Source organism: Flavobacterium sp. T50_26 (assembly GCF_057652995.1).
In genome coordinates, this window is the sequence record NZ_JBYFCC010000027.1 from 37,292 (window position 1) to 49,126 (window position 11,835).

Below are 11,835 nucleotides of genomic sequence, written 5' to 3' on the forward strand. Positions count from 1 at the left end.
CTACACATTATGCAGTAAATAGCAAACAAAATATAGAATTGAAAACATAAGCTCAAACAGCATTTGGGAGACTTCGGGTATGAGGGTTTACGGCGAAGTTAGAGACATTCGCCGAGCAGTGTGCTGTTTGAAGACCTCGGGTAGCAGGGGGGGATTATAATTAGCTTTGTGGTAAGGAGAGCGTTGAAGATCATGATGTCTTTTTTTCCATTAAAAACCTATTTTTATCAAAAATTTTCCATTATAGATGAGGGTTTCATTAAATTTATTTTCCACTAAAAGCATTTTTTTTCAATTAAATAGAATGCGATTTTCCAATAAAATATTGTTATTGGCAATTATTTTCCACTATAAAATGTATAAAAGGAAATTTATATAGACAAAATATACTAGTTGTTTATTAAATTGAAAGCATAAATACTGTTGAATGTTAGCATAATAATGACGAGAAAGGTATTTTTCGACTTCGACTAGCTGATTTTTCCTCCCCCCAACCCCCTCCGAAGGAGGGGGAGACGAGGCGTGATAAACTTTGTGGGTATTATTTCGAGTGGAAAGATAATATGTTATGAAGTAATGAGACTAAGAGCAGCTTGGCATTGAGGAGAATCAGGGTGCTATGGTAAACCTTTCGAGGGTTAAGCTACTTTTCGAAAGTAAATTTCGAATTGTAATTGTTCGCACAAAGCACCGTAGTACTTGTGCATGTTATTTTCAATTGCTTTAATTTGTTTGAAGTTCTGACATAATTCAAAAAACAATATGTCTACTACCGTACTTGATATAAAATCGATATCGTTTTGATAGCCTGAAATGCATAAAGCCCCAGTTTGTTTTAAAAAGAGATCAATCTCGTCTTCATGTATATTTAAAGTACTGCAACTTCCAAAATGAATCATTTTGTTTTCTAATCTACCGTCAAACTCTTTGGCCAATTCTGCTAATGTAATTTGATTTTCATTGGACAAGTATATGCCTCCTTTGAAACCATGAAATGCCAAATAGATAATTTGGTATTTACTATACTTATTTTTATTACTCAACAATTGTTCAATTCGAGTAAAGAATTCTGACTTGGAGGAACAAGTTTTGTAAATACTTTCGATACCGGCATTAATTTGTAGAAGTTCTAATGCAGGCAAAATTGAACTTTTGTTTTTTAAATTGTCATTCCAATCCCCTTCTAAACAAAAAATATGCTTTTCGTAGTGTTTTGCTATTCCCATTTTTTATCTTCTGTTCTTCTTATAGTTTTCTGCTTGCTCAAATATTTCCACATATACCTCGTCTCGTTCTACCGGTGGATAACCAAATTCATCCAGTAATAAAATTAATCCCACCTTTAAGGCTGATTTGATGTCATCACGTTTGTTCCAATCCGGAAACTTTGCTTGTTCATCCACCAAGCCTTTTACAGCTTTGGCAAGTTCGATTAATTTATCTTCCGGGTAGCGGAAATCATATTTAGCACAAAGTTCCTTTAGGATATCATAAAATGCTTTTTCTTCAAAGTCAATACCTAGTACATCACCCGATTTGAATTCTTTATGCACTTCCCAAATTAAATTGGTTAATTGTTCTGCCATTTCCTCATATACTTCACTACGCAAAACATCATTTTCATCTCTTTGGTTATACCTTTCTACCAGTGCTTGCATTTTTTTTGTAAAATCAACTCCTTTAACCTTGTTGACTTTTTTCATTTCGCCAATGACTTTCGCCAAGAGTTGTTGGAGTAATTTAATTTTAGTATTTGGTAATTTTATTTTATCAATTTTTGCCAAGTAATCTTCGTCAAAAATATCTTGTTCATTTTCTCCTTCTTCACCCAGTTTAAAAATTTCTTCTACACCATCACTGGCTAGAGCCTCTTTAATCATTTCGCGAACGCGAGCATTCATTTGTGCCGTGTCTGGTGCCGTACCTTTTGTTAGTTTGAAGACGATGGAACGCACAGCGAAGTAGAAATGCGTATAATCTCGTTCCTCTTTGGTTAGGCTTTCACTGCCCACACAAATATCGTAGGCCGCTTTTAATCGTTTGACAAAGCCCATGAAACGTGTTTCTACATCTTTTGTACGTTGCACAAACTCAGCAGCTCTATTCAGCGTGTGCAATTGCTCCAACGTTGTGCCGTTAAAATAGTTGAAACTGTCAAATTTGTGCATCAGTTTTGCTAAAAGATCTAAATGATTTCTAACAATTGTAAGCGATTCTGCAATGTCTTCAAAATTGTCTTTGTCCCCTTTATTATAAAAGGCTAGGGCAAGGTTCATTTGTTTTTTGATTCCGATGTAATCTACAACCAATCCTTTGTTTTTTCCTTCAAAGTTTCGGTTCACTCTTGAAATAGTTTGAATTAAGTTATGTTGCTGTATTGGTTTGTCAATGTAAATGGAATCTAAAAACGGCACATCAAACCCTGTGAGCCACATGTCGACCACGATTGCAATTTTAAAGTTTGATTTTTCATTTTTAAACTGTCTGTCCAGTTCTTTTCGATGTTCTTTTGTGCCTAGTAATTTGTATAGTGTTTCATTATCATCTTGCCCTCGGGTCATGATCATTTTGATTCTCTCGATGGGTTTGAGTTCTAATTTGTCTTTTTCAGAGAGTTCAGCTCCTTCTTCCGCTGCTCGCATTTCATTCCATTCCGGACGAAGAGCAATAACATTTTTGAAGAACTCATACGCTATTTCTCGGCTACTGCAAACGAACATCGCTTTGCCTTTTACAGTAGCTCCTTCTGAAACGCGTTTGTCATAATGGGTTACAAAATCTTCTGCCAGTGCTTTTAATCGTTTTGGGTCGCCCAAAATGGCATTCATTTTTGCGGTTTCTTCTTTGCTTTGTTCTATTTGATATTCATTGGCTCCTGCTTGGGCTGCTTCTTGGTAGTATTTTTCAATTTTTTCGAGTTCTCCATTTTTTAAAGCCACTTTGGCCGCTCTACCTTCATAGACAATTCGTACTGTGATTTCATCCTTCACCGATTCGGTCATGGTGTATGCATCCACAACTTTTCCAAACACTTCGAGTGTACCGTCTATCGGTGTTCCTGTAAAGCCTACATAGGTTGCATTTGGTAAGGAGTCGTGTAAATACTTTGCAAATCCATAGCTTTTTGTAACACCTTTTTCAGTTACTTTTATTTTTTGGTCTAAATTAATTTGACTTCTGTGGGCTTCATCTGATATACAAATGATATTGTTTCGTTCTGAAAGCAATTGGGTATCTTCGGTAAATTTGTGAATGGTTGTTAAGAAAACACCACCGCTTTGCCTACCTTGTATCAAGGTTCTTAATTGTGCTCTGCTTTCGACACTCTGAATCGTATTATCGCCAATGAAATGCTTGGCATTGGTAAACTGTTCTGACAATTGATCATCTAGGTCGGTTCTATCTGTAATTAATACGATGGTAGGGCTTTCGAAGTACTCACTTTTCATTAACAAGCGAGTTAGATACAGCATCGTAAAACTCTTACCGCACCCTGTTGCTCCGAAATAGGTTCCTCCTTTTCCATTGCCATTTGGTCGTTGGGCTTTTTGGATGTTTTCAAATAAAGCTCTTGCTGCATAGTACTGTGGATAGCGACAAACAATCTTCTCGTTTTTTTTGGAGGTATCGGGAATGTAAATAAAGTTCCTGATAATATCACGCAAACGGTTTTGATGTAACATGCCTTGCACCAACGTAAACATACTATCGATACCGTCTACGTCTTTGGCTAGCCCCGCCACTCTTCGCCAGCCATAGAAAAAGTCATACTGAGCAAAGAACGAACCTGCCTTGTTGTTTACGCCATCACTAATGACGCAAAACGCATTGTATTTAAATAGTTCGGGAATATCTCTGCGGTAACGAACCGTTAATTGAATAAAAGCATCGTGAATGGTCGCTTCTTCCCGAATGGCACTTTTGAATTCCAGCACCACTAACGGCAATCCGTTGATGTAAATGATTCCATCCGGAATGCGTTTTTCTGAACCCGTAATTTCTAATTGATTGACAAATTTGTAGATGTTATTGTCTTTCCGATAGGCTGGCGGTGGTTCAGCCACCATGGTTATCAGTTGCTCCGCATCGGGATGTTTGTGTTTGTTTAAACCACTATAATCTATCAGTTGAATGTAAATGTCTTTTTGGTTGCGGTCTTCTCGTTTGAGTATAAAACCATCTGCAAGCAATTGCAAAAATGTTTTGTTGCTTTCATACAAATCGGATGAAGGCAAGGTTTTTAATTGAAGAATAATCGATTTGGCTTCATTTATCGTTAGGCCCTCTTTTTCGTATTGCGTGAGAAGAAATTGCAGTAAATCATCTTCCAGCAGCACTTCATCGGTGGGTCTAACGATGGTTTTGCCGGATTGATGTGGATAACCTTCGTTTCCCAACAACTCGGTAAAAGCTCGTTCTAATTTTTCTTCGGTGAATTTCATATTTTCTAACTCAAAAGACTGTTCAATACCGATTTTAACTTTTCAATCCTATCTTCTAAATCAATTTCGTTTTCATTTTGCAATATAAGCAATTTGCCTTCATGATTTAGTAATTTATTGACTATCAATTCTTCTAATAGGGCATTGTTAATAGCAGTGTTTCCATTTTCAAATAAAAATCCATATGATAGTGATGAAATCAAAATTTTAGATTTATTAATCGATAAAACCAATTTATCATGTATGCCATAATTGCCCAATGTTAATTTTTTGCTATTAAAATAATTTCTTGCCTCATACAGAAAAGGATCCCAATGATAACCATTAAATTGTTTTTTCCCCATTTTCCATATGCAATAATGGGAATCTCTCCATTCATAGTAGCCATATTGGTTTTCATTTTTAAATGATGGATATTTTAAAAAATAGTATCTCCAGCCCTTTGGCTTTGCAGAGTAGTCGCTTAATGTATCAGAAATTTTTTGAGTGGCTGAAATAGTATTGTTCTGAACAAAATAATCAATACAATCCATTGTTACAGACTGGGTTTTTGTATAAAAATGTGCTTTATTATAACCGGGGGTAGTAAAAAAACTTCTTATGACAATTTTGCTCTTTGCCATTAAATTGGTCAGTGAATTATGGTTTTGAGAATAGTCACCAAAACATAAAAGTAAATTACTTTTATTATTAAAATCTTGAACTATATCATTTTCCTCAAAAAGTTCAAGATATTTTGATGCCCTTTTTTCTAACTTATCATCAAATGGAAATAAGGAAATACTTCCTCTCAGTATATCACTATCTTCGAGTTTTCTGAGAATACTTAAGTCTTTTATTGAACCATTAAGGAATCTCTCTTTATTTTTCTCTTCGTCTATTTGGTCAGTTTTAAACTCCTTAAAAATATTTAAATCGCCCTGCTCAAGATATTTATCAACTTCGTTAAAACAATCACCTAAAATTGTCTCACGTAATTCGTTTTCCGAATTGATACTTAGATTCCGAATATTTCTAATTCTTTTGTCAAAATCATCATTTTGGTTAACCAAATGGTGAAAACAACTATATAGTAAAATTTGCTCAGGAAATGTTAATCCTCTTCGTCCTACTGATAAGCATCGTTTTAAAAGATTTACTTCTTTATGTTGAAAAAACAATCTTGATTTTGATTGCTGATATTCGTCTTTAGCAAAATAGAACGTATCATTCCAAAACGAGGAATTAAATTTTTGTTGATCAGATATTGCATCTAAAATATTAAAAAGTAACTGCCTATTTTCATAATCCGCATAAATTGACTTAACCAAATCTGCAGAGTTGATCGTATCTTCGTACCTATTACCCTGCGGTGTTTTAATGTCTTTTTTCAAGGCTATTACTGAGGTGATGAAATTGAAGATATTTAGAAATGCGTTGTCCACTTCTTGAGCAATATCGTCCGACATAATATTTGAGCTAAATACAAGATGCCAAATGCAATCTATCCATTCTCCATCGATTGAATTTTCAAATTTTTCCTTTTGTTCATCATTTATTATCAGTTCCGAAAAGCCTGCCTTAAAATATTCAAATTCAGTTAACCCTTTTCCTCGTGAATTCATCTTAATGTATAAGTCATCACTAAGACCAACACTACTCATGTCCAATTTATAAAAATAAAAAGGGCAGGAGTCGTTTTTTATTAAATTCCATATTTTTTCAAATTTTAATTCCTTGTATCTTTTTTCTATATCGTTAAGAACAATAATCATTGCCTGAACGCTAGGATCAAAATCCCAAGTTTCAAAATACCATGGTTGATTTTTTATCTCATTACCAATTGATTCTTTATTGAAATTCGGCTGAAACAACGTTAACTGCTTACAAAACTCAGTGGTACTATGCCTCGTTTCATATAGAAAATTTCTTAAAAAGTAATTATCCTCAGGTATTGATTCCTCCTTAACAGATGTAAACCAATATAATAACCATAGGGTGGTCAATCTCTGTTGACCGTCTATAGGTATAAATTTCGTTTGGCTTGCGTTTTTTTCTATAGTAAAGCCATAAATAAAATCAAGTTCTATTTCAGCTTCAGGCTCATGTGATTGTTTATGCTGAATAAAATCAAATAAGGCATCCAAGAAATCTTTTCTAATCTTTTCTGTCTTTTTGTCTGTCCTTCCTTGTGCATAATCACGTTGGATAATTGGTATTTCTACTTCATTAGTTAGAACTTCGATAAAATTATTCCTCATCTTATATGGAGATAAATGGTTTATAGGGGTTAATACAGTTCTGCATCTCTAACAAATAATTATTTCTTTCTTGCTCTGTCCATACAGAATAATGTTGACTTGTGTCCGTAGAATAATATTTTAAAAATACTCTTTTAGTTGCTAGCGGTATAAAAGCTCCAGCTTTGTCTAAATTTAATATTTTACGTCGCTTTACTTCAAAAACTGAATTGCTCAACGTAATATTCTCATTTAGCCCCAACAAAGCCATATTCTGAATTTTGTGCAAATAGTTATTTTCATTGATATCTTCTTTGGGAATTAGATTTAATATTTTATTACTAATAACCTTAAAATCTTCATACTTGTAGGTTTTTTTGTCGATCTTTGCAACTTCTTCAATAACTTTTTTTGACTCGATAACATTAGATGTTACATTCAACAAAATGCTGATGTGGGAATCCAGCCAATTAAACCATTCTTCTCTTTTATTTTCATTTATTCCCTCGATATTCTGTGCATGGATATGCTCTAAACTTTTTGTAATGCTTTTATACATTTCAAAAGGAAAAAATTCAGTGCTGTTTTTATTTTTTCTAGTGAGTTCTACGTTAGCTAAAAGCAAAACGTCAATTATTTTAGAATGGTCAGCTGGCTTATCATAGCTGAGTTCCTCCCAGTTGTCCGGAATTTTTTCTGCAATTAGTTTAGACAATTCTTCATCGAACTTATCTTTTGTATGGGTTCTCTTAATGTCCACTAATTTCCTGATACCAGTTTTAGTAACAATAAGATAACCCACTTTATGATAAAGATCTTTATTTGAATACCAATAAACTAAAGATCGATAAATTTCCTCTACCCTAATCCATTTGATCCAAAGGGAAGCTGCCGTTTCCTTTTCATCAAAAAAATGGATGAAACTATATAAAGGGTCTTTTTCATGTTCTTTTTTCCTCGTGATGACATCAAATAAATATTCAATTTTATTGGTGTACTTTTTTATTGGATCATTTGAAATAAATGCCCAGAACTTTGGATTGTTTAGTTGATTCTCTATCTCATCCCAAATCTGTATCAATTGTGTTCGACGTTTTATTTTATCGTCTTCTGTAAAACCTTTAAAACTGTCCGCATTTACAAATTTTGCTTTAATTAATTCTGCACTAGTTAAAGGAATTTTACCGCGATTAAGACGCGTAAACAATTCTTCACTTTTCTGTTCTTTATTTTTGATTTCATACCAAATAACTTGCACGCTCCATTCCGGGAGTTTTTCAATTTGATTTCCTTCTTTAATAAAAGGAAGCAATATTCTCCTCACTTCATCCATCACATCGTCTGGAATTCCACGTTCTGAGTTGCTAAACCATTCTTTGATACATTCATAGGCTTCACTCATGTAATACAAATCAGGTTTTGAATTATTGTATGTATTATTTTCCAAAAATAACTTAGATTCCAACCGAGTTTTGTAATACATTGAAAAAAGGTTTGCCTTGTAACCTCTGCTTTCTAAATCTATTTTATTATAACGTTCCAACAGAATAAAGGTTAAAATACGATGTATAGTTGTTAAACGTTGTTGCCCGTCAATTAATTCATAGCCCTCAACTGTATTACCATCAATATCCTGCCATGTACATTTCTTTACCACAATGGGTTGTAAGCAGTAAAAGGTATTTACATTATTGGGTTCCTTACGATACTCCCAGATGTCATTAAGCAATTGGTTTACATTATTTCGTGTCCAACGATAGCCACGCTGGTATTCGGGAATGTAAAAGTTCATACCTAACAGATGTGTGATGCTCAAGGTTTTTATTTGGTTTTCTATCATTTATTTGTAATCATATAGTTTAAATCAAATTCTCAATTTTATATGAAAATATCCAATTAAAATGATTTGTATTTAACATCATTTTTCACTTTAATTTCATCTAATGTAATTAAATTAATTTGATTATCATTTAAGCCTATAGCTATCAGGTTTTCATAAATTGATTCTTTTTCACCATAATATGAAGCTGTCCACGTTATTGTTTTATCTTCAATGGATTGCATTATTTTTTTGAAGTATGGCTGGTCAACATCTGATAGAGAGTGGCCTAAAATAATGACTTTTTTAATATTCTTCAAGCTGTCAAAAAAAGATTGGTTTTGAGAAATTATATCTTCTGTATATTTAAAAGATTTGCTGAAGTAACCTAAAATTTCATCTCTACCCTGCTCATAAGAAAAATCAAAATTGTCTGACATTCGCTCTGTCCACTCGACTTGTTCTTCAATCGACAGACCTACAGGCATTTTTTCTTGTTCAACTTTAAAATTATCAGGATCTGTACCGTGACCCAATATTAAAATATCATTTGATTTTGCTTTATTATGAATATATAAAATATTTTTAATCGACACATCGTAATAATTCTCCAATGTATCTGTGTAATTAAATGTAATAAAGATTGAATTTCTGTCAATTGACAGCAAATTACTAGATTCTAATTTCGGAAAGTTAACATTTAAAATAAATTCTTTAAATTCTTTAAAAAGATTATCAGTTAAATCATCAACAATACTACTCATTACTTGCTGCAAAGCATGCCAATCTCCATCACTGAAATCGTCACTTGCTACATTAGGTAAATAATCTGAATTGTCATCCAAAACAGTTTCGTAATCTAAATCCGCTAATGCTCTTTCAAAATTATTCCACTCATAATATTTTTCATCGATATCCTCTAAATGAGGTAATCCATAATAATCTGTCAGATAATCATAAATTTGATAATGTTTTTTCTTTAAAAAAAAGCCAAAAGATTGGTATTTTGTATCTAAACTATGATACATATCAAATCCATTACCGATAATATATAATGTTTCCATAGAATTTTTTATCGTTTGACATGCTTTATTTTTTTGCAGGCACTATTGAATTTTCTTTTTATAATTAATTGATATAATTTATTTTCTTGACTTCATAGTTTATTTTTCCAGATCCTTTTCCTTTTTTTGTTAAGAGACAATTAATTGTTGAGCCTTTCTTAAATACAATATTTCCTGATTGAACAAGGTTATTAAATTTTGCTTCGGTTACTTCAAATGTAATTAGTTTTTCATTATACAAACCCTTCCAATTATTTGAGCCAGTCGAAAAGTCCGGAGCGATAATTTCTATATTTGCTTCTTTTGATGCTTCATCAATAGATATAATTTCATCGTAAGACACATTACTTTTTAAAGTTGTAAACTTTTTTTCATCAGATATTTTGTATGTTGCCATAATTTTAAATTGGTCTTTTTCAATTGTTTTTTCTTGAAAAACTATATTGAATTCTTCATCCGTTGCGGATAAGGAAACTTTTTCTACCTTAGAATATTTTTCTAATTGTCTGTAGAAGTTCGATTGACTTCTATCTATAAATTTATCATTATCTAACAATAAGTTATTGATTTTAATTTCTTGTTTTAATTTTTCAATTTCAAGTGTTGTTTTTTCATCTACTTTTCTTTTTGCACTTTCATCTTCAAATATTTTATCAATTATATTTTCTGTTACTTTTGATAATGTAGATGTTATCGGAGTAACTAAAATTGCTGATACAACAGCAGTAATTACTGCGGTTGTTATAATGGCCTTTTTTCCTTCTTCTTTAGCTAGTATTTTATAGTATCTTTTGAAACCTCCCTCGGCGACTGGTTCAGTTTCTACAATAATTTCAGTTTTGAATATTTTTGCAATGTGTGCTAATAAATCAAGAAATTCATCTTCACATCTATTTTGAACAAAAGCATCCATAAGATGTGAATTGAAATCTAACCAGTAATGTAGTTCTAATTTATTGAATTTCATGTAATAATAATAGGTGTAATACGCCATGATTTTGGATTTTTTCTTTTTTTATTTGCTACAAAATGTTTATTTTATAATAAATATTATTCTTTAATAACATGAACGTTATAGATTGGAATATTCAATTTTTGTACACTTGGGTTTTTGACTTCCTCAACATCCACAAAAAAATTCTTTAGAATAGTTTGTACCCCTTCTCTTATGCTACTGCCGTTCATTTTGTCTGGTTTTACAGCAATAATTCTATAAACAGTATCTTGATCCGATTCAATGTTACAAAGTTGTCCTATTTCTGCCATGTTTTTTATTTTTTTATCAATCCTAATTTTTCTGCTAATGTTTTTATTTCATTATTACCTTCAATTCTATCTAATATAGCTTGCTTAAAATCAATAAAGTCATTTGGTGAACTTTTCTGCATAACTATTTTAATATAATCTGAATTAATGATCATTAAATTTAATAAATCATGATTATCAAGAAATTCAATTTTAAAAAATGTTCTAAAAGATTCATTAGGTTTACTGTCTAATGTAGAATATTCCTTAAATTGAACAATTAGAATTTTAAATAATTCAATGTTAATATATGAACTATCTCTATATAACGTATCTCTGATGTCTTTAAAAACGTTGTTTAGACTAATATTAGCTCCTTTAAAACTTTCAATAAGATAATTCCATTCTTCAGAATCACTATAATTCTTTTGTGTAATTTTTTCAATTAAAATATCCTTTAATGCTTCCTTTGCGAAACTATTCCATGAATTGTATCCAATATTTTTTAATAATTTAAAATTAAAATTATTAAAATCTTTAAAGACAATTAGCCACTGATTTTTATCCAGAGAAGTTAAATACTCATCAGCTAAACTCAATAAATATATTGACAAGTCATTATTTTTTTTATTGGCTTCATCAAATAATTCAAGTGGTAAATTAGAAACATTTTCTTTGTTTAAATCGTGAAATTCGAAAGTGTTTAAATCATTTAAGAAATCACTTGGTTCTAATCCAATATTATCACATATTAACGTAAAGTTTTCCAATAATATTTTTATGTTTTCTTTCAAAGAATTATAATCATTAATAACTATTTTTTTTGCAACATTTTTAAATAATAATGAGGATGTAAATTGAATAGAACCTATTAATATTTCGTCATATTTTAAATAATATTCAATTCTTTCAGCAACTTTAGTAGCTAATTCATCATCATCAGAATTTAAAACATTATTGTATATCTTCAAACTGTATATCTTCAAACTAAATTGGACTTTTGCTAATAGAGTATTTCGTTAATAATTCAAAGATAAATGATTTTT

At 31.5% G+C, this 11,835-nt stretch carries 8 protein-coding genes; all 8 read right to left on the reverse strand.

All coding sequences use genetic code 11. The features are described from left to right. Window positions 1–638: 638 nt before the first annotated feature. The 8 genes from AC23MC_RS14230 to AC23MC_RS14265 all read right to left on the reverse strand — a co-directional run bounded on the left by AC23MC_RS14230 (window position 639) and on the right by AC23MC_RS14265 (window position 11,760). Window positions 639–1,226 carry a DUF6642 family protein gene (locus AC23MC_RS14230; RefSeq protein WP_487568995.1) on the reverse strand — a complete coding sequence of 196 codons (588 nt, stop codon included), beginning with the start codon at window positions 1,224–1,226 and terminating at the stop codon, window positions 639–641. 3 nt (window positions 1,227–1,229) lie between these two features. Continuing rightward, a complete protein-coding gene (locus tag AC23MC_RS14235; RefSeq protein ID WP_487568994.1) occupies window positions 1,230–4,442 on the reverse strand; it encodes a type I restriction endonuclease subunit R in 3,213 nt (1,070 codons plus the stop codon). A 5-nt stretch (window positions 4,443–4,447) separates the two neighbouring features. After that, on the reverse strand, window positions 4,448–6,682 hold the full coding sequence (locus AC23MC_RS14240; RefSeq protein WP_487568993.1) for a GmrSD restriction endonuclease domain-containing protein: 2,235 nt from the start codon (window positions 6,680–6,682) through the stop codon (window positions 4,448–4,450). A gap of 1 nt (window position 6,683) precedes the next feature. Next, window positions 6,684–8,501 carry a DUF262 domain-containing protein gene (locus AC23MC_RS14245; RefSeq protein ID WP_487568992.1) on the reverse strand — a complete coding sequence of 606 codons (1,818 nt, stop codon included), beginning with the start codon at window positions 8,499–8,501 and terminating at the stop codon, window positions 6,684–6,686. A 56-nt stretch (window positions 8,502–8,557) separates the two neighbouring features. Beyond that, complete coding sequence (locus tag AC23MC_RS14250; protein WP_487568991.1) at window positions 8,558–9,544, reverse strand: bacteriophage abortive infection AbiH family protein; 987 nt, start codon at window positions 9,542–9,544, stop codon at window positions 8,558–8,560. A 64-nt stretch (window positions 9,545–9,608) separates the two neighbouring features. Beyond that, window positions 9,609–10,511: a hypothetical protein gene (locus AC23MC_RS14255; RefSeq protein ID WP_487568990.1), complete on the reverse strand. Its 903-nt coding sequence runs from the start codon at window positions 10,509–10,511 to the stop codon at window positions 9,609–9,611. 83 nt (window positions 10,512–10,594) lie between these two features. Continuing rightward, window positions 10,595–10,810, reverse strand: coding sequence for a hypothetical protein (locus AC23MC_RS14260; protein ID WP_487568989.1), 216 nt, complete (start codon window positions 10,808–10,810; stop codon window positions 10,595–10,597). Window positions 10,811–10,815: 5 nt separating this feature from the next. After that, a complete protein-coding gene (locus AC23MC_RS14265; protein WP_487568988.1) occupies window positions 10,816–11,760 on the reverse strand; it encodes a hypothetical protein in 945 nt (314 codons plus the stop codon). Window positions 11,761–11,835: the final 75 nt, after the last annotated feature.

What these genes read in the sequence shown, in the direction of transcription:
- AC23MC_RS14250 (WP_487568991.1), bottom strand. Translation starts at nt 9,544, where the DNA reads ATGGAAACATTATATATTATCGGTAATGGATTTGATATGTATCATAGT.
- AC23MC_RS14230 (WP_487568995.1), bottom strand. Translation starts at nt 1,226, where the DNA reads ATGGGAATAGCAAAACACTACGAAAAGCATATTTTTTGTTTAGAAGGG.
- AC23MC_RS14255 (WP_487568990.1), bottom strand. Translation starts at nt 10,511, where the DNA reads ATGAAATTCAATAAATTAGAACTACATTACTGGTTAGATTTCAATTCA.
- AC23MC_RS14245 (WP_487568992.1), bottom strand. Translation starts at nt 8,501, where the DNA reads ATGATAGAAAACCAAATAAAAACCTTGAGCATCACACATCTGTTAGGT.
- AC23MC_RS14260 (WP_487568989.1), bottom strand. Translation starts at nt 10,810, where the DNA reads ATGGCAGAAATAGGACAACTTTGTAACATTGAATCGGATCAAGATACT.
- AC23MC_RS14235 (WP_487568994.1), bottom strand. Translation starts at nt 4,442, where the DNA reads ATGAAATTCACCGAAGAAAAATTAGAACGAGCTTTTACCGAGTTGTTG.
- AC23MC_RS14240 (WP_487568993.1), bottom strand. Translation starts at nt 6,682, where the DNA reads ATGAGGAATAATTTTATCGAAGTTCTAACTAATGAAGTAGAAATACCA.